14 protein-coding genes and 1 pseudogene are annotated in these 17979 nt (G+C 72.6%); 1 reads left to right on the plus strand and 14 read right to left on the minus strand.

Translation table 11 applies throughout. The annotated features are described in order from the left end of the window. Positions 1-344 precede the first annotated feature (344 nt). The 11 genes and pseudogenes from ACIBH3_RS31880 to ACIBH3_RS31930 all read right to left on the minus strand — a co-directional run bounded on the left by ACIBH3_RS31880 (position 345) and on the right by ACIBH3_RS31930 (position 14867). Complete coding sequence (locus ACIBH3_RS31880; protein ID WP_396315585.1) at positions 345-3392, minus strand: helix-turn-helix transcriptional regulator; 3048 nt, start codon at positions 3390-3392, stop codon at positions 345-347. A gap of 131 nt (positions 3393-3523) precedes the next feature. Next, positions 3524-3724 carry a hypothetical protein gene (locus ACIBH3_RS31885; RefSeq protein WP_396315586.1) on the minus strand — a complete coding sequence of 67 codons (201 nt, stop codon included), beginning with the start codon at positions 3722-3724 and terminating at the stop codon, positions 3524-3526. A 307-nt stretch (positions 3725-4031) separates the two neighbouring features. Next, complete coding sequence (gene gatB / locus ACIBH3_RS31890; RefSeq protein ID WP_396315587.1) at positions 4032-5543, minus strand: Asp-tRNA(Asn)/Glu-tRNA(Gln) amidotransferase subunit GatB; 1512 nt, start codon at positions 5541-5543, stop codon at positions 4032-4034. A 72-nt stretch (positions 5544-5615) separates the two neighbouring features. Continuing rightward, positions 5616-5855, minus strand: a complete 240-nt coding sequence (locus ACIBH3_RS31895; RefSeq protein WP_396315588.1) for a hypothetical protein — start codon at positions 5853-5855, stop codon at positions 5616-5618. Continuing rightward, a complete protein-coding gene (gene gatA / locus ACIBH3_RS31900) occupies positions 5852-7345 on the minus strand; it encodes an Asp-tRNA(Asn)/Glu-tRNA(Gln) amidotransferase subunit GatA (protein WP_396315589.1) in 1494 nt (497 codons plus the stop codon). Before gatA ends, ACIBH3_RS31895 begins: the two co-directional genes overlap by 4 nt. Before the next feature lie 5 nt (positions 7346-7350). Then, positions 7351-7647, minus strand: coding sequence for an Asp-tRNA(Asn)/Glu-tRNA(Gln) amidotransferase subunit GatC (gatC, locus tag ACIBH3_RS31905; protein WP_035797834.1), 297 nt, complete (start codon positions 7645-7647; stop codon positions 7351-7353). Between the two features lie 161 nt (positions 7648-7808). After that, a pseudogene (locus tag ACIBH3_RS31910) lies at positions 7809-9443 on the minus strand (putative bifunctional diguanylate cyclase/phosphodiesterase); the annotation flags it as partial. Positions 9444-9816: 373 nt separating this feature from the next. Then, the gene (gene ligA / locus ACIBH3_RS31915; RefSeq protein ID WP_396315590.1) at positions 9817-12078 is read right to left on the minus strand and encodes an NAD-dependent DNA ligase LigA; all 2262 of its coding nucleotides are present in this window, start codon (positions 12076-12078) and stop codon (positions 9817-9819) included. A gap of 18 nt (positions 12079-12096) precedes the next feature. Then, complete coding sequence (locus tag ACIBH3_RS31920) at positions 12097-13107, minus strand: methionine synthase (protein WP_396315591.1); 1011 nt, start codon at positions 13105-13107, stop codon at positions 12097-12099. Positions 13108-13159: 52 nt separating this feature from the next. Further along, a complete protein-coding gene (locus tag ACIBH3_RS31925) occupies positions 13160-13630 on the minus strand; it encodes a hypothetical protein (RefSeq protein WP_396315592.1) in 471 nt (156 codons plus the stop codon). Between the two features lie 25 nt (positions 13631-13655). Continuing rightward, entirely contained in the window at positions 13656-14867 is a 1212-nt protein-coding gene (locus ACIBH3_RS31930) for a DNA-binding protein (RefSeq protein WP_396315612.1), read from the minus strand. A gap of 131 nt (positions 14868-14998) precedes the next feature. Between ACIBH3_RS31930 and ACIBH3_RS31935 the strand changes: the two genes are divergently transcribed. Further along, positions 14999-15412, plus strand: coding sequence for an ATP-binding protein (locus tag ACIBH3_RS31935; RefSeq protein ID WP_396315593.1), 414 nt, complete (start codon positions 14999-15001; stop codon positions 15410-15412). Positions 15413-15498: 86 nt separating this feature from the next. Here ACIBH3_RS31935 and ACIBH3_RS31940 read toward each other — a convergent pair whose 3' ends face one another. The 3 genes from ACIBH3_RS31940 to mnmA all read right to left on the minus strand — a co-directional run bounded on the left by ACIBH3_RS31940 (position 15499) and on the right by mnmA (position 17967). Then, positions 15499-16188: an SDR family oxidoreductase gene (locus ACIBH3_RS31940; protein WP_396315594.1), complete on the minus strand. Its 690-nt coding sequence runs from the start codon at positions 16186-16188 to the stop codon at positions 15499-15501. Between the two features lie 13 nt (positions 16189-16201). After that, positions 16202-16732, minus strand: a complete 531-nt coding sequence (locus tag ACIBH3_RS31945) for a TIGR00730 family Rossman fold protein (RefSeq protein WP_396315613.1) — start codon at positions 16730-16732, stop codon at positions 16202-16204. 80 nt (positions 16733-16812) lie between these two features. Beyond that, positions 16813-17967: a tRNA 2-thiouridine(34) synthase MnmA gene (gene mnmA / locus ACIBH3_RS31950; RefSeq protein WP_396315595.1), complete on the minus strand. Its 1155-nt coding sequence runs from the start codon at positions 17965-17967 to the stop codon at positions 16813-16815. Positions 17968-17979 lie beyond the last annotated feature (12 nt).

Raw genomic sequence — 17979 nt, forward strand, 5'->3', positions numbered from 1 at the left:
GCACCGCGATCCGACACACCGTCATGGCCGTGTCCCAGGGTGCCGGCGGCCCTGGGACCGCCGCGCCGCACCGATGTTCCCAATCGGGACACTACACCACTTCGGTCACTCAATGACACGCATGCTAAACTTAGAGTAATGGCCCGAGAGCAGGGAAATGCACCCGCTTCAGCCATATCGTCCCCGGTTGGCGGCGATGCACACCCCCGGAGCACACGGGGCTCGCACGGGAGCACGGGCCCGTCGTTCGGTCCACCGGCCCCTTACGGTGGCGCAGGTCGAAGCGGCCCGCCGCCGGGCCGCCCGGGCGTGGCGGCCCGACGGGGCGGGGCGTTCACGGCGCGTCAGACGGCGGACGGGGCCAGGTCGTCGGGGAACAGCCGCAGCCGGTGCGCGAGGGCGGCGGCCTCACCACGGCCGGTCACCTCCAGCTTCGCCAGGATGTTGGACACGTGCACGCTCGCCGTCTTCGGCGAGATGTACAGCTCCTCGGCGATCTGCCGGTTGGTCCGGCCGCGCGCCAGCAGCCTCAGCACGGCCCGCTCACGGGGGGTGAGGCCGAGCGCCTCGGCCGGCTCCGGCGCCGCCGAGGGGGCGCACCCGCGCGGCGCGTGGGGTGCGAGGCCGGCCCGGTCGGCGAGGGCGGCGAGCTCGGCCAGCAGGTAGCTGTCACCCCGGCGGCGGGCCAGCTCGCAGGCCTCCCGCAGCGAATCCGCGGCCGCCTCGCGCCGTCCGGCGGCCGCCTCGGCGTCGGCGGCCCGGTAGAGCACCAGGGCCAGCGGGTACGGCAGTCCGGTCTCCCGCAGCGGCGCGGCCGCGGCCGCCCAGTGCTCGGCGCGGTCGGCACCCTCGGCCCGGGCGAGTTCGGCCTCCGTCAGCCTGGCCCAGCCGAGGTGCAGCGGCGCCCTGGGGGCCAGTCCGGCCGCCGCCTCGGCGATCCTGGCCAGCACCGCCGCACGGCCCGGGTCGGCCGCCGGCAGGCCCCTGCTGTCCGCCTCCGCACCGGCCCCGAGCGCGAGCAGCGGCAGCAGCAGCGACTCGCCCCAGGTCGGCAGTTCGCCGTCCAGCACGGCGAGCAGTTCGGCCCTGGCGTCCAGCGCCCGGCCCCCCCGCGCGGCGATCTGCAGGGCCAGGACGGACATCGGGACGACGTGCTGGAGCTGCGCGGCCCGCTTGGGCACCCGGGCCTGGGCCAACAGGCCGGCCGCCTCGGCGAGATCCCCGCGCATCAGGGCGATCTCGCTGCGGATCCGGTCCAGGTACTCGGCATGCGAGGCGGTGGGCCGGCCCAGCTCGGTGGCGGACAGCAGCTCGGCCGCCTCCTCCAGCCGGCCGGTGGCGATCAGCGCCTCGGCGAGGTTGCCGGTCAGGATGGCCCCGGTGTTGTGCAGCAGGCCGGTGCGGACCGAGGCCTCCAGGCCTTCGCGGGCGAAGCCCACCGCCTCCTGTGAGCGGCCGACGGCGTTCAGCAGGCTGGCGAGGTTGTTGAGGCCGCGCAGCAGGACGTCCGGCGCGCCGAGCTCCCTGGTCGCGGCCACCGCGTCGCTCAGGTGCGCGATGGCGGACTCCAGGTCCTCCCCGAACTCGCTGCGCAGGGTGCCCAGGGTCATCAGGGCGTGCTGTTCGACGGCGCCCGCGCCGACCTGCCGGGCGATCCGCACCGCCCGTTCGGCGAGCTCGATCTGCTCGGGGCCGGGGTTCTTGAGCATCGCGACGGAGGCGCCCAGCGCGAACACCTCGGCCTGCACGGCGGACGGCGGCAGGCCCTCCACCAGGCGCCGGGCGTACTGGATCTCGTCCTCGTCACCGGGCCGGTTGAGGTGGCCGAGCATCCGCGAGCGGTTCATCCGGAACCAGGCGGCGCGGGCCGGGTTCTCGCTCTCGTCGACCAGCTTCAGGGCCCGCTTGGCCAGGCTCAGCCCGCGCTCGCGATCCCCGCTGCGCCGGGCCGCGACGACCGCCTCGGCCAGCACGTCCACCAGGCAGAGCTGTTCGCAGGAGGCGTCGTGGGTGTCCCGGTCGCAGCTGCACGGCGGGTACGTCTCGGCCCAGTCGTACGGGCGCAGGGTGTTGTCCAGGACCTCCTCGGAGACCTGGTCCCACAGCTCCAGCGCGCGCTCCAGCATCTTCAGCTGCTCGGCGAAGGCGTTGCGCCGGCGGGCGGCCCGGGCGGCGTCCAGCGCGCTCGGCAGGGCCCGGGCCGGATCGTGCGCGTGATACCAGTAGTTGGCCAGCCGGGCCGGCCTGGCCTCGGCGCCGACCAGCTGGGGGTGCTCCTCCAGGACGGTCGCGTAGCGGCGGTTGATCCGGTGCCGCTCACCGGGCAGCAGGTCGTCCGAGACCGCCTCGCGGACCAGGGCGTGCCGGAACCGGTAGCCGTCGCCATCGGTGTCCGGCCGCAGGATGTTGGCGCCCACCGCGGTGCGCAGCGCCTCGATGAGGTCCTCCTCGTCGTCACCGAGGGCGGTGGCGAGCAGCGCGTGCTCGACGTAGGAGCCGCCCTCGGCGGCGATTCTGACGACCCGCTGGGCGGACTCGGGCAGGGCCTCGACCCGGACCAGCAGGATGTCGCGCAGCGAGTCGGTGAGCCCGGCGGAACAGCCCTCCCGGAAGGACGCGGCGAGCTCCTCGACGAAGAACGGGTTGCCCTCGGAGCGGCGGTGGATCCGGTCGACCAGCTCCCGGTCCGGGGTTGCGGTGCCGAGGATTCCGGCCAGCTGCTCGGCGACCTCGCCGCGGCCGAAGCGTTCAAGCTCCAGACGCTGGACGGTGCGCAGCCGCTCCAGCTCGACCAGGAAGGGGCGCAGCGGGTGGCGCCGGTGCAGGTCGTCGGTGCGGTAGGTGGCGACGATCAGGACCCGGGCGTGGTGCAGGGTGCGCAGCAGGTAGGCGAGCAGCTCGCGGGTGGAGCGGTCGGACCAGTGCAGGTCCTCGACGGCGAGCACCAGGGTGCGGCCGGCGCTGAGGCGTTCGAAGAGCAGGGCGGTGGACTCGAAGAGCCGGGCGCGGCCGTACTCGTCGTTGGGTTCGCCGTCGGCCTCGCCGAGGTCGGGGAAGAGCCGGGCGAGGTGGCCCTCCAGCCCGGCGGCGGCCGCCTCCAGCTCGCGGCCCAGGTTGCGGTGCAGCTGGCGCAGCGCGGTGGCCAGCGGCGCGTACGGCAGACCCTCGGAGCCCACCTCCAGGCAGCTGCCGAGTGTGGTGACGGCGGTGGGCCCGCTGGTGGCGGCCTGCTGGAGGAACTCCTCCAGCAGTCGGGTCTTGCCGACGCCGGCCTCACCACCGATCAGTACCGCCTGCGGGTCGCCCTCCTCGGCCCGGCGCAGCGCGGTGACCAGGGAGCTGATCTCGGTGCCGCGGCCGACGAAGACGGGACTCACCGATATCTGCTGCATGGGGGTGAGCATGCCACAGCGCTCGGCGGCGGGCCGAGCCGTTATCCCGTTCCCCGGACGGCCGCAGGGGGAGGCGCCGTTGGCGTCCTCCCCCTGCGTGACCCGGGCGGTGGCCGGGTCGTGCCGGTCTGTCAGCATTCGTGAAGTCGGGCCGGGCGCCGCTCTCCGGTGGCGGCGGTGGTGCGTCCCGAGGTGGTCAGCCGGCGGACCAGTCCGGGGCGCTGCGCCCGGCCGGCCCGGCGGGCGGCCTCGGCCTGGCGGACCAGGCGCCGGTGTCCGGCCTGCTGCTGGAGTTCCTGGGCCCGGTGCTGGATGAGCTGGTACTCGATCATGGTGTTCCCCTCGTTCCGGGACCGTGTGTCCCGGTCTCTGCTCCGGGTGTCTGTCCCGGTCTTCCGTCTGAGAACAGCCTCCTCGCCCAGGGGGGTGCGCCACATCGGCAGCCTGCCGCATCTTCCGGGCCGTCAGGGCCTTAGGCACGCGCGGCCGGGGAACGGCGAAGGCCCGGATCCGCCCCGTGGGGGGACGGATCCGGGCCTTAGTGCCCTGCGGCCCGCTCGGGCGGGCTAAGGCGGGGCCGGCTGCTCCCTAAGGAGCCTTAGGAGCCTCAGGGGCTGCCTCAGGCCGGGCCCTCGGTGCCTACTGGCCTTCGACGCCCAGCCGCTCCAGGATCAGGTCCTTGACGCGGGCGGCGTCGGCCTGGCCGCGGGTGGCCTTCATGACCGCGCCGACCAGCGCGCCGACGGCGGCGACCTTGCCGTCGCGGATCTTGTCCGCGACGGCGGCGTTCTCGGCGATGGCCTGGTCGACGGCAGCGCCGAGCGCGGAGTCGTCCGAGACGACGGCCAGGCCGCGGTTGGCGACGACCTCGTCCGGTTCGCCCTCGCCGGCCAGCACGGCCTCGATGACCTGGCGGGCCAGCTTGTCGTTGAGCTTGCCCTCCGCGACCAGCGCGGTGACCCGGGCCACCTGGGCGGGAGTGATCGGCTGCTCGGCGAGGTCGGTGCCGGTCTCGTTGGCGCGGCGGGCCAGCTCGCCCATCCACCACTTGCGGGCCTGGTCGGCGGGCGCGCCGGCGGCGATGGTCTCCAGGATCGGCTGGACGGCGCCGGCGTTCAGCACCGACTGCATGTCCTTGTCCGACAGGCCCCACTCGCCCTGGAGGCGGGCGCGGCGCACCCGGGGCAGCTCGGGCAGCTCGGCGCGCAGCTCCTCGACCCACTCGCGGGAGGGCGCGATCGGCACCAGGTCCGGCTCGGGGAAGTAGCGGTAGTCCTCGGCGTTGTCCTTGATCCGGCCGGCCGTGGTCGAGCCGTCCTCCTCGTGGAAGTGCCGGGTCTCCTGGATGATCGTGCCGCCGTCGGTCAGCACGGTGGCGTGCCGCATGATCTCGAAGCGGGCCGCGCGCTCCACCGAGCGCAGCGAGTTGACGTTCTTGGTCTCCGAACGGGTGCCGAACTTCTCGGTGCCGTGCGGGCGCAGCGACAGGTTGACGTCGCAGCGCATCTGGCCCTTGTCCATCCGGGCCTCGGAGACGCCCAGCGCCTTGATCAGCTCGCGCAGCTCGGCGACGTACGCCTTGGCGACCTCGGGGGCCCGGACGCCGGCGCCCTCGATCGGCTTGGTGACGATCTCGATCAGCGGGATGCCGGCCCGGTTGTAGTCGAGCAGCGAGTGCGAGGCGCCGTGGATGCGGCCGGTCGCGCCACCGATGTGCGAGGACTTGCCGGTGTCCTCCTCCATGTGGGCGCGCTCGATCTCGACCCGGAAGGTCTCGCCGTCCTCCAGCTGGACGTCGAGGTAGCCGTTGAAGGCGATCGGCTCGTCGTACTGCGAGGTCTGGAAGTTCTTCGGCATGTCCGGGTAGAAGTAGTTCTTCCGGGCGAACCGGCACCACTGGGCGATCTCGCAGTTCAGCGCCAGGCCGATCTTGACGGCCGACTCCACGCCGATCGCGTTGACCACCGGCAGCGAGCCGGGCAGGCCCAGGCAGGTCGGGCAGACCTGGGAGTTGGGCTCGGCGCCCAGCTCGGTGGAGCACCCGCAGAACATCTTGGTCTTGGTGCCCAGCTCGACGTGGACCTCAAGGCCCATCACCGGGTCGTACGACGCGAGAGCGTCCTCGTAGGAGACCAGGTTACTGACGCTCACAGCGTCCCCTTCACTAAAAGTCTTGGGAGGTACGGGCCCGGCCCCTGTGCGGGGGCCGGGCCTGACGGGCGCTCAGCCCAGCAGCACGTCGTCGTCGCCGAGCCGCTTGAGCTCACGGACCAGCAGGGCGGTGCCGGTGACCAGGGCCAGGGCTCCGACCAGGGCGTTGACCAGCTTCAGGGTGTCCTGCTCGCCGCGGGCCTTCTTGACGTCCTTGACGATCGAGACCGCGCCGAAGGCGCTGGTACCGATGGACAGCCACAGGCCGGGCTTGCTGTGCTTGAAGCCCTTGGCCTTCTCGATCTTGCTCACAGTGCCGGTGCCTCCTCCAGCAGGGGGTGCCCCCACTTGTCGTTGAGTGCGGCCTCGACGGCGCCGCCCACGCGGTACAGGCGGTCGTCCGCCATCGCGGGTGCGATGATCTGCAGGCCGACCGGGAGATTGTCCTCCGGGGCGAGGCCGCAGGGCAGCGACATGGCCGCGTTGCCCGCCAGGTTGGACGGAATCGTGCACAGGTCGGCCAGGTACATCGCCATCGGGTCGTCGGCGCGCTCGCCGATCGGGAAGGCGGTGGTCGGCGTGGTCGGCGAGACGAGCGCGTCGACACCGGCGAACGCCGCGTCGAAGTCCCGCGAGATCAGCGTGCGGACCTTCTGGGCCGAGCCGTAGTAGGCGTCGTAGTAACCCGAGGAGAGCGCGTACGTGCCCAGGATGATGCGGCGCTTGACCTCGGGGCCGAAACCGGCCTCGCGGGTCAGGGCGGTGACGTCCTCGGCGGAGCGGGTGCCGTCGTCGCCGACCCGAAGGCCGTAGCGCATCGCGTCGAAGCGGGCCAGGTTGGAGGAGGCCTCGCTCGGCGCGATCAGGTAGTACGCCGGGAGCGCCAGGGTGAAGGACGGGCAGGAGACCTCCACGACCTCGGCGCCCAGCTCGCGCAGCAGCTCCACCGACTCGTTGAAGCGCTGCATCACGCCGGCCTGGTAGCCCTCGCCGGCGAACTCCTTGACCACGCCGATCCGCATGCCGCGCACGTCACGCAGCTTCGCGGCACCGACCACGTCCGGGACGGGCGCGTTGATCGAGGTGGAGTCCATCGGGTCGTACCCAGCGATCGCCTCGTGCAGCAGGGCGGCGTCGAGGACGGTACGGGCGCAGGGGCCGCCCTGGTCCAGCGAGGAGGAGAACGCGACCAGGCCGTACCGGGAGACCGACCCGTAGGTGGGCTTCACGCCGACGGTGCCGGTGACGGCGCCGGGCTGGCGGATCGAGCCGCCGGTGTCGGTGCCGATCGCCAGCGGGGCCTCGAAGGCGGCCAGTGCCGCGGCCGAGCCGCCGCCGGAGCCGCCGGGGATGCGGGTGAGGTCCCACGGGTTGCCGGTCGGACCGAAGGCGCTGTTCTCGGTGGAGGACCCCATGGCGAACTCGTCCATGTTGGTCTTGCCGAGGATGACCACGCCGGCGTCCTTCAGACGGCTGGTCAGCGTGGCGTCGTACGGCGGGATCCAGCCTTCGAGGATCTTGGAGCCGCAGGTGGTCGGGACACCCTTGGTGGTGAAGACGTCCTTGAGCGCGAGCGGGACGCCGGCCAGCGGGCCCAGCTCCTCGCCCTTGGCGCGCTTGGCGTCCACGGCGCGGGCGGCGCCCAGCGCACCCTCGGTGTCCACGTGCAGGAAGGCGTTGACCTTCTTGTCGACGGCGTCGATGCGGTCCAGGTGCGCCTGGGCGACCTCGACGGCGCTGACCTCACCGGAGGCGATCGCGGTGGCCGTCTCGGCGGCGGTGAAGCGGATGAGATCGGTCATGGTGATCAGTCCTCCCCGAGGATCTGGGGCACACGGAAGCGCTGCTCCTCGGCGGCGGGGGCGCCGGACAGCGCCTGCTCCGGGGTGAGCGAGGGCCGCACCTCGTCCGCGCGCATGACGTTGGTCAGCGGCAGCGGGTGGGAGGTCGGCGGGACGTCCTGTCCGGCGACCTCGGAAACGCGGGCGACCGCGCCGATGATCACGTCGAGCTGCTCGGCGAAGTGGTCCAGCTCTTCGGCCTGCAACTCCAGACGCGACAGCCGAGCGAGGTGGGCGACCTCCTCGCGCGTGATGCCAGGCATGCAGCGATCCTCAAGGTGAGTTCTGGTGAGGCCGGGTCCGCGGTCCCGCGGTGCCCGACCCGGACGGGAGCAGCCGCTCGGCGCTCCCGTCCTCTTGGTCTATGGGGCCCATCCTATGGGGCCCGGGCCGGGCACCGGCCACGGTTATCCCGCCGCCCGGCTCACTGCGGCGTGGTCGGCGCCGGAAACTCCACCTGGGCGGCGGCCTGGACGGCCTGCTGCACGGCCTTGATCACCGGCGGGAGGGCGGGCGGCAGCGCGGCCCGCGGAGCCATCCGCTCCACCGGCGGGGCGCCGGTGCGGTGCACCCGCAGCCAGGCGGTGGCCTGCTCGGCGGGCAGGGCCGCCGACACCAGCCAGCCCTGGACGGCGTCCACGCCCATGGCGTGCAGGCGCTCCCAGGTCTCGTCGTCCTCGACGCCCTCGGCGACCACCGTCAGCCCCAGCGAGTGCGCCAGCTCCACCGAGCAGCGCACCACGGCCGCGTCGTGGTCGTCGGCGACCATCCGGGAGACGAACGAGCGGTCGATCTTCAGCTCGCCGACCGGGAGGCTGCGCAGCCGCACCAGCGAGGAGTGGCCGGTGCCGAAGTCGTCCAGCGACATCCCCACGCCGTATCCGCGCAGCTCGGCCAGGGTGTCGGCGGCCCGCCGGGAGTCGTCGAGCAGCAGCCGCTCGGTGATCTCCAGCTGGAGGGCGTGGGCGGGCACGTGGTGGCGCACCAGGTGCCCGGCGACCCGCTGGGCGAAGCCCGGGTTGAGGACGTCGCGGGGGGAGACGTTGACGGCGACCTGCACCTGGAGCCCCTGCTCGCGCCAGTTGGCGAGCTGGCCGACGGCGGCCTCCAGCACGTAGTCCGTCAGCCGGGGCATCAGCCCGCTGGACTCCGCCAGCCCGACGAACTCGTCCGGGGAGACCCTGCCCTGGCCCGGGCGCTCCCAGCGCAGCAGCGCCTCCAGGCCCACCACCCGGCCGTCGAAGGCGACCTTGGGCTGGTAGTGCAGCTGCACCTCACCGGTCTCCAGGGCGCGGCGCAGATCACCGAGCAGCCCGATCCGGTACGGCGTGTCGACGTCCTGGGACTCGTGGTAGCACTCCACGCAGGTCCGCCCGCGCTGGGCGTGGCCCATCGCGACGTCCGCCCGGCGCAGCAGCTCCTCGGCGTCCTGGGCGTGCTCGGGGTAGACGCAGACGCCGGCGCTGGCCTCCAGCACGAGCAGCAGGCCGTCGAGGCGGATCGGCGCGCCGAGCTCGGCGATCAGGGTCTTGGCGACCCGCTCCAGGGTGGCCGGGCAGCCGATGCCGGGCAGCAGCACGGCGAACTCGTCCCCGCCCATCCGGGCCACCACGGGCCGGCCGCCGCGCTGCTCGGCGGCCGGCAGGCCGGCGAAGACGTCGTCGACGGACTCGCCGCCGTGCCCGCTGTGCGCGCCGGGGCGCAGGGCCCGGTGCAGCCGGCGGGCGATGTGCACCAGCAGCCGGTCCCCGGCGGTATGGCCGAGCGTGTCGTTGAGGGAGCGGAACCGGTCGAGGTCCAGCAGGATCAGCCCGACGCTGTAGCCGTCGCCGTGGTCGGCGATCGCCTCCTGCGCCGCGATGAGTAACGCCTGACGGTTCGGCAGGTTGGTCAGCGGGTCGGTGAGCTGGTCCCGGGCGCGGTCCCGGGCCATCCGCCAGGCGGCGACCAGCACCGCCAGCGGCACCGCGAAGAGCGGGAGCAGCTCGGGCTCGTACCGGTAGACCAGGACGGCCAGCGGGATGAGCGGCGCGGCCCCGGCCAGCAGCACGCCGAGCAGCAGGACCGCCCCTGCCACCCCCTGCGGCGGGCGTGTGGGCGCGCCGCCGGTCGTACGATCCATAAGCCCTGTCCTCCGTCGGGCCCGCCCCGGTCAGGCCGCCTTACGGTGAGACACCGCGCCGGTGCCGGCGGCTGCCGGGCATGGAGCGCCCCGCGGAGACCGGCTCAGCCGGTGCCCCCACCCCTGCTGACACTCTGTTGCGCTCCAGGGTAAGCCGGGGCCCACCGCATGGGCAGACTTTCGGGCAACCGGGATCGCGCCACCGTCACGCGGTGCCGCGCAGTGAAAGAATGCCCGCTTTCGCTGCACGACACCCCGGTGACGACGCATCAGGACGATAACAACACCATCTCGTCAGGTGCCGTTCAGGTCAGGATTCGGTCGCCTCGGGCTCCGGGCGGCCCAGGTAGGCCCTGGCCGCGGCGGGACCCTGCCCCAGCAGGACCTCGAAGCCGGCGTCGTCCAGGACGGCCAGATTCAGCTGTACGGCCTTGTCGTACTTGGAGCCGGGGTTGTCGCCGACCACCACGAAGTCGGTCTTCTTGGACACCGAGCCCGTCACCTTGGCGCCGCGCGAGGTCAGCGCCTCCTTGGCGCCGTCCCTGGTGTGGCCGGTCAGCGTGCCGGTGACCACCACCGTCAGCCCCTCCAGCGGACGCGGGCCCGTCTGCTCGCCGCCCTCCTCGGTGAAGCGCACCCCGGCGGCCCGCCACTTCTCCAGGATCTCGCGGTGCCACTCCTCCTCGTGCCACTCCTTGATCGAGCGGGCGATGATCGGGCCGACCCCCTCGGCGGCCGCCAGCTCCTCCTCGGAGGCCGCGAAGATCCGGTCCAGGTCGCGGAACTCACGAGCCAGCGCCTGGGCGGCGACCGGGCCCACGTGCCGGATCGACAGGCCGTTGACGTACCGCCAGAGCGGGCGGTCCCTGGCCTTCTCCAGGTTCTCCAGCAGCAGGGTGGCCGTCTTCTTCGGCTCGCCCTTGTTGTTGGCGAAGAAGGTCATGACCTTCTCCTCGCCCGTCCTGTCGTCCAGCTTGGGCATACCGGACTTCTGGTCGCGGACCAGCACCTTGATCGGCAGCAGCTGGTCCATCGTCAGGCCGAAGATGTCCCCCTCGTTCCCGACCGGCGGCTCCTTGGGCTCCAGCGGCTGGGTGAGCGCGGTCGCGGCGACATAGCCCAGGCCGTCGATGTCCAGCGCCTCCCGGCCGCCGAGGTAGGCGATCCGCTCGCGCACCTGGGCGGGGCAGAACCGGGCGTTGGGGCAGCGCAGGTCGATGTCGCCCTCGGACATCGGCCGCAGCTCGGTGCCGCACTCGTGGCAGTGCGAGGGCATCACGAACTCCTGCTCGGTGCCGTCCCGCAAGTCCTCCACCGGGCCGAGGATCTCGGGGATGACGTCCCCCGCCTTGCGCAGCACCACGGTGTCCCCCAGCAGCACGCCCTTGGCCTTGACGATCTGCTGGTTGTGCAGCGTCGCGTACTGGACCATCGAGCCGGCCACCTTGACCGGCTCGGCCAGCACCGCGAACGGCGTGGCCCGGCCGGTGCGGCCGATGCCGACCTGGATGCGGGCCAGCTTGGCGGTGACCTCCTCCGGCGGGTACTTCCAGGCGATCGCCCAGCGCGGGGACTTGGAGGTGGAACCGAGCCGGCCCTGGAGCGCGATCTCGTCGACCTTGACGACCACGCCGTCGATCTCGTGCTCGACCGAGTGCCGCTGCTCGCCGTACTGCTTGATGAAGGCGCGGACCTCGTCCAGGGTGGAGACCACCCGGTTGTGCCTGGCGGTGGGCAGGCCCCAGTCGCGCAGCAGCTGGTAGGCGTGCGAGAGGCAGTCGATGTCGAAGCCGGCCCGGGCGCCGATGCCGTGCACCACCATGTGCAGCGGCCGGGAGGCGGTGACCAGCGGGTCCTTCTGGCGCAGCGAGCCCGCGGCGGCGTTGCGCGGGTTGGCGAACAGCTTCAGCAGGGCGTGCGGGCGCCTGCCCTCCCTGGCGCGCTCCTCGTTCTCCTGCCGGCGGCGCTCGTTCTCCGCCGCCAGCTGGCCGTTGAGCTCCGCGAAGGCCTCGGTGGGCAGGTAGACCTCGCCGCGGATCTCCACCAGCTCGGGGATGTCCTCGCCCGCCAGCTGGTGCGGGATCTCCTTGATGGTGCGGACGTTGGCGGTGATGTCCTCGCCCACCCGGCCGGTGCCGCGGGTGGCGGCCAGCACCAGCCGGCCCCGCTCGTAGGTCAGGTTCACGGCCAGGCCGTCCACCTTGAGCTCACAGAGGTAGTGGTACTCCGCCCCGGCCAGCTCACGGGCGACCCGCTCGGCCCAGGCGGCGAGCTCCTCGTCGTCCATCGCGTTGTCCAGGCTCAGCAGCCGCTCGCGGTGCTCCACCTTGGCAAAGCCCTCGGCCGCCGCGCCACCGACCTTCTGGGAGGGCGAGTCCGGGGTGACCAGGACGGGATGCCCGGCCTCGATCGCCTCCAGCTCGCGCATCAGCGCATCGAACTCGGCGTCGCTGACGACCGGCGCGTCCTGCTCGTAGTACCGGGCGCGGTGCTCCTCGATCTCGGCCGCCAGCTCGGCGTGCCGCTTGCGCACCTCCGCCGGGACCTCTTCCCAGCCCTCGACAGCCGCCACCGTACGCCTCCTACCGTCTCACTCCGGATTGTCCACCAGGCTCTGCGCCGCCCTCACGCTGAGTGACATCGCCTTGCGCGCGTACGCGGGGCTCGCCCCCGCCAGCCCGCAGGTCGGTGTCACCAGCACCCGGCGGCCCAGCAGCTCCGGGGCCAGCCCGAGCCTGCGCCACAACGTCCTGACACCCTGGACACTACCGGCCGGGTCCGACAATCCGAGGTCGGTGGAGGGCACCACACCGGCCAGGATGCGGGTGCCCGCCTCGACCGCCTCACCCAGGTCGTCGTCCTCACGCTCCGTCAGGAGTGAGAAGTCCAGGGACACTCCGGCCACCCCGGCCCGGCGCAGCAGCGGGATCGGCACCCCCGGGGCGCAGGAGTGCACCACCACCGGCACGTCCACTCCCCGCACCACCCCGCGCAGCACCTCCTCGGCGACCTGGCGGTCCACCGCGCGCAGCCGCTGGAAGCCACTGGCGGTCCTCACCGAACCGGCCAGCACGGCGGGCAGCGAGGGCTCGTCCAGCTGGAGCACGAGCTGCGCGCCCGGGATGCGCCGGCGGACGTCCTCCAGGTGGCGGCGCAGGCCCTCGGTAAGGGACTCGGCGATGCCCCGGCAGGCCCCCGGGTCGCGCAGCGCCTTCTCGCCGCTGCGCAGCTCGATCGAGGCCGCCAGCGTCCACGGCCCGACGGCCTGGAGCTTGAGCGCGCCCCGGTACCCCTGGGTGAACTCCTCCAGGGCGTCCAGGTCCTCACCGAGCCAGGAGTGCGCCCGCTTGGTGTCCCGGCCCGGCCGGTCGGCGAAGCGCCAGCCGCTGGGCTCGGTCTGGGCGAACAGCTCGACCAGGAGGCCGGCCCCGCGCCCGATCATGTCGGCGCCGGGCCCGCGCGCGGGCAGCTCCGGCAGGTGCGGCAGCTGCTCCAGCGCGCCGACGGAGGTCTTGGCGGCCTCCCGCGCGTCGGTACCGGGCATCGAGCCGACGCCGGTGGCGGCGCCGTGCAGGTCGGGGAAGACGAGTTCGGTGGTCACGCCGCCGAGCCTAGCCAGTCCTGCGCCCTGGTCGCGCCCACCAGCGCCTTCACTATCGCTCCGCCCCTTCCGGCCAGAGCACCCGCACAGGAACCCGACGCCGCTCGGCGTACGCCACGACATCGGCGGTGCCTCCGTAGCCCCAGGCGGGCTTCCCGTCCCACACGGCCAGCAGCAGGTCGGACAGGCCCACGAGAATCTCACTGCCCGCCATGTGCGCGGCCGAGTCGGACTCCGCCATGCCGGTGTGATGGATCTCGGCGGCCTGCCGCAGCAATCGGTCGTAGAGCGGGCGATGGCCTTCAGGAAGACCATCTCGGTATCCGTCGGCGGGAATGACCACCTCCAGCCGTCCCCCGCGCTCCAGCACCGCCTCCGCGAACCACGCGTCGGGGCCATCCGCGATGCACGACACTCCGACCAGCTCGGTGCCCAGCCCCTCGACCGTTTCGTCCAACAGCCGTCGTACCCGCTGCTCCACCGCCTCGCCGAGCCCCCGATGGCCGGTGATGCCCACTCGCATGTCTCCTCCTACAGGTACATGTCTCCTACAGGTGCACGTCACGCATGCGCTCGTCGAACTCGCGTACCGCCTTCGGCGGCGACGCCGTGGCGAGCGTACGACGCAGCGCCCTGGCCCGGTCCACGATCCGGCCGGGCCGGTACTGCAGGCCCGTGTCGAGCGCCCGGCCGGCGAGTGCGAACGCCGCTTCCAGCCGCCCTGCCGCAAGGTGCCCGGCTGCGACGTCCAGGACCAGAAGCGCCCGCTGCTTGGCGTGCCCGGTAGCCAGTGCTGCGGCGTCCTCACCGAGCACCCACTCGGGCTCACCGAGCCGGGCGCCGCATGTCACCCTGCACGCGGCTACCTTGGACTCGTCGAACGTGAACACCCATGGCCACGGTGGAGCGCCCTCTCGCCGGGCTGCGGCCGCGCCGCTGCGGACCAACGCCCGGTCCGCGGAGCGGAGATCACCAGCGGCTGCATGGGCCAGCGCCTCCACCGAGCTGAGCCACGCGTCGGCGATCACCGGCGTTCTCGTACCAAGAGACTTCCGGGCCACACAAGCCAGGCTCAGCGCCTGCGCGGCATTGCCGGCATGGGCCTCGAACTGGGCGAGGCTCCCGGTCTGGTAGGCGGCCAGTAGTGGGTCCTTCGCCGCCTTCGCCGCTCTGATCGCCTGCCCGTACCAGGTACGCGCCGAGCCGTGGTCTCCCATGTCCCAGGCCAACCACCCGGCGAGACTGGCTGCCTCGCTCCCGACGGCCGCCAGCCTCGAACGTTCTCCGCCATTGCTGCTCAGCCGCTGGATCAGCTGGATATGTCCACGCACGGCGTCCGCAAGATCCCGCGACGAGATAGAGCCGTCGAGACGTCGGTACGCCATGGTGCCCAGCTGGAGTGCCGACGCCTGCCCGGTTCCAGGGGAGCCGGGAAGGGCGGCCAGAACCGGGGTCGCCACCACTGCGGCGACCCCACCCAGAAGCTGGCGTCGTTCCACTGGATCTGCCCCTGCCGCGCTGTCCGCCAGACCGAGGAATCCGGCGGAGATGTGCAGATGAGCCGCAGCCCTGCCAAGCAGCAGCATGTCGTATGCCCCAGCCGAGCCGTGTGTCTCCATCCGGAAAACCGCCGACTGAGAGAGGCCCAGGGCTTCGCCGAGCTGGAGCTGGGTCAACCGCTTCTCCTTGCGGCTCAGCTCGATCACGCGACCGTAGTCCCCCGCCCGTGATGCGTCCCGGATCTCCCGCTGCCAGTCCATCAGAGCCACCCCGCCGATCCCCACCCGTATGCACCCGACGCATACCCACATGCGCATCCTGCTTAGGCGACGGCCCCACGCCAGTGACCGGAAGTTGACTGTGCGTCACCGATCTGTGAAAGGGACCGCTCATGACGACCGTAGCGAGCCGACCGTCCGCCACCGTGAAGCCCGCATCGACATTCCTGCCGTACCGGCCCGAATCCGCGGCGGCGGCCCGCAGACTCGTACGCGACAAGCTGATCGAGTGGGGCATGGACAACCTGGCGGACGATGCCCAGGTGATCGTGAGCGAGCTGGCCACCAATGCCGCCAAGACCGGCCGTCAACGCCGTATGTGCGTCACCATCCGCCGCCACACCCCGCATACCGTCCGCATCGCCGTCCGCGACGGCTCACGGACACTGCCAGTACTGATCCAGTCCGAGGACGAGGATGCCGAGTCCGGCCGTGGGCTGAGCCTGGTCAACCGGTTGACCCATGGGCGCTGGGGAGCTACTCCCGAACCACTCGGCAAGACCACCTGGGCCGAGTTGCCCACCTGAGAACCGTCCCACGCTGATGGGGCGGACTCCCAGGGGGCGGCCGACGGAGGAGCGACACCATGAGTCCCGGCCGGTGAGAGGCCGGCTCAGCGGCCGGGCCGCACCGTGATCTCGGTGATCACCGCGTCGCGGGGCAGGTCGAGGGCGGCCAGGATGGCCGTGGCCACCGAGCCCGGGTCGATCCAGCGCTCCGGGTCGTACTCGGCGCCCTCCTGCTGGTGCACCTTGACCTGCATGGCGGTGGCCGTCCGGCCCGGGTACACCGAGGTGACCCGGACGCCGTTGCCCTGCTCCTCGGCCCGCAGCGAGTCCGCGAGCGCCCGCAGGCCGAACTTGCTGGCCGCGTAGCCGGCCCAGTTGGCGTGCGCCATCAGCCCGGCGCCGGAGTTGACGAAGACCACGTGCCCGCGGACCAGCCGCACCGAGGGCAGCACCAGGCGGGTCAGCTCGGCGGGGGCCACCAGGTTGACGTTCAGCTGCTCCTGCCAGGCCTTGACCGGGAGGTCCCCGACCTCGCCGAGCTGCACCACCCCGGCGATGTGCAGCAGCGAGTCGATCTCCACGGGCAGTTCCTGCTGGCCCAGCATCCAGGAGAGCTTCGCGGGGTCGGCGAGGTCGGCCACGATCGTCCGGGCGGTGGGGAAGCGCTCGCGCAGCTCGGCGGCGCGCCGGGCGTTGCGGGCGAACAGCCAGATGTCCTCGCCCCGTTCGGCCAGACGCCGCGCGACGACGGCGCCGATGCCCGACCCGGCTCCGGTGATCAGATGATTTCCCATGATCCGAAGCTTCTCAGATCCCCGTGCCGAGGTGGGTGAACACCTCGGCGGGCTCGGTGGCGAAGGTGATCAGCTCGCCGAGCGGGCGGGGCAGGAAGCCCTCGGCGTCCATCCGCTCCAGCTGGGTGCGCAGGCCGTCGTAGAAGCCCGCGGTGTCCAGGACGACCACGGGCTTGTCGTGCAGGGCGTGCTTCTTCAGCTCCAGCACCTCGGTGACCTCGTCCAGCGTGCCGAGGCCGCCGACCAGTACGACCACCGCGTCGGCGCGCATCAGCAGCTGCGCCTTGCGCTCGGCGAGGTCGCGGGTCATCACCAGCTCGTCGGCGCCCTGGTAGCCCTTGTGGGCCAGGAGCTCGACCAGGACGCCGACCAGCTTGCCGCCGGCCGCCTTCACGTGGTCGGCGAGCAGCCCCATCAGGCCGGCGTCGGAACCGCCCCAGACCAGGGTGTGCCCGCCCTCGCCGAGCAGTCGGGCGAACTCGGCGGCCGGGGCGGTGTAGCGCTCGTCGAGCGAGTACGCGGAGCAGAAGACGCAGATATTCATGATGGGCACTGGTCTATCACGCGCGACCGGGGCCGATCATCCGCATTCCGGGCCCGGGACGACCCCGGGGCGGGCGGCGCTCAGGCCGGGACGGGCCGCCGCTCGGTGCTCGCGATGGTGGCCGAGCCCACCACCCGGGTGCCGTCGTAGAGCACCACGGCCTGGCCCGGCGCGATGCCCCGGGCCGGGGTGTCGAGCTCGACCCGCAGCTCGCCGTCGACGAGGGCGGACGTGACCGGCACCTCCTCGCCGTGGGCACGCAGCTGGGCGGTGTAGCGGCCGTCGGCGGCGGGCGTACCGCCGCACCAGCGGGGCCGGATCGCGGTGAGCGCCAGCACGTCCAGGCCCTCGGCCGGCCCGACGGTGACGGTGTTGTTCACCGGCGAGATGTCCAGCACGTAGCGGGGCTTGCCGTCGGCGGCGGGGCGGCCGATCCGCAGGCCCTTGCGCTGGCCGATGGTGAAGCCGTACGCGCCGTCGTGCTCGCCGAGCTTGGTGCCGTCGGTGTCGACGATGTCGCCGGTGGCGGTGCCCAGGTGCCGGGCCAGGAAGCCCTGGGTGTCACCGTCGGCGATGAAGCAGATGTCGTGGCTGTCGGGCTTCTTGGCGACGGCCAGGCCCCGGCGCTCGGCCTCCGCGCGGATGACGTCCTTGGTGGTGTCGCCGAGCGGGAAGAGCGAGTGGGCGAGCTGGTCGGCGTCGAGCACGCCGAGGACGTACGACTGGTCCTTGGCGATGTCCACGGCGCGGTGCAGTTCGCGCTCGCCTCCGGGCAGGTCGACGATCCTGGCGTAGTGGCCGGTGCAGACGGCGTCGAAGCCGAGCGCGATCGCCTTGTCCAGCAGCGCGGCGAACTTGATCTTCTCGTTGCAGCGCAGGCACGGGTTGGGGGTGCGGCCGGCCGCGTACTCGGCGACGAAGTCGTCGATCACGTCCTCGCGGAAGCGCTCGGCGAGGTCCCAGACGTAGAAGGGGAGGCCGATCACGTCGGCGGCCCGGCGGGCGTCCCGGGAGTCCTCGATGGTGCAGCAGCCGCGCGCGCCGGTGCGGAAGGACTGCGGGTTGGACGACAACGCCAGGTGCACGCCCGTGACCTCGTGCCCCGCCTCGGCGGCACGGGCGGCGGCGACGGCGGAGTCCACCCCGCCGGACATCGCGGCCAGCACGCGAAGGCGTCGCCCGCCTGCGGCGTCGAGCGGGCTCGGACCAGTGGGGGCACCCGGGAAGTCAGTCATGATGTTTCCAAG

The sequence above is a fragment of the Kitasatospora sp. NPDC050543 genome (assembly GCF_044457565.1).
Classification (GTDB): domain Bacteria; phylum Actinomycetota; class Actinomycetes; order Streptomycetales; family Streptomycetaceae; genus Kitasatospora.

Coding starts and splice junctions, on each gene's coding strand:
- ACIBH3_RS31880 (WP_396315585.1), bottom strand. CDS start 3,392: ATGCAGCAGATATCGGTGAGTCCCGTCTTCGTCGGCCGCGGCACCGAG.
- ACIBH3_RS31930 (WP_396315612.1), bottom strand. CDS start 14,867: ATGGACTGGCAGCGGGAGATCCGGGACGCATCACGGGCGGGGGACTAC.
- ACIBH3_RS31945 (WP_396315613.1), bottom strand. CDS start 16,732: ATGAATATCTGCGTCTTCTGCTCCGCGTACTCGCTCGACGAGCGCTAC.
- ACIBH3_RS31885 (WP_396315586.1), bottom strand. CDS start 3,724: ATGATCGAGTACCAGCTCATCCAGCACCGGGCCCAGGAACTCCAGCAG.
- mnmA (WP_396315595.1), bottom strand. CDS start 17,967: ATGACTGACTTCCCGGGTGCCCCCACTGGTCCGAGCCCGCTCGACGCC.
- gatA (WP_396315589.1), bottom strand. CDS start 7,345: ATGACCGATCTCATCCGCTTCACCGCCGCCGAGACGGCCACCGCGATC.
- ACIBH3_RS31940 (WP_396315594.1), bottom strand. CDS start 16,188: ATGGGAAATCATCTGATCACCGGAGCCGGGTCGGGCATCGGCGCCGTC.
- ACIBH3_RS31935 (WP_396315593.1), top strand. CDS start 14,999: ATGACGACCGTAGCGAGCCGACCGTCCGCCACCGTGAAGCCCGCATCG.
- ACIBH3_RS31925 (WP_396315592.1), bottom strand. CDS start 13,630: ATGCGAGTGGGCATCACCGGCCATCGGGGGCTCGGCGAGGCGGTGGAG.
- gatC (WP_035797834.1), bottom strand. CDS start 7,647: ATGCCTGGCATCACGCGCGAGGAGGTCGCCCACCTCGCTCGGCTGTCG.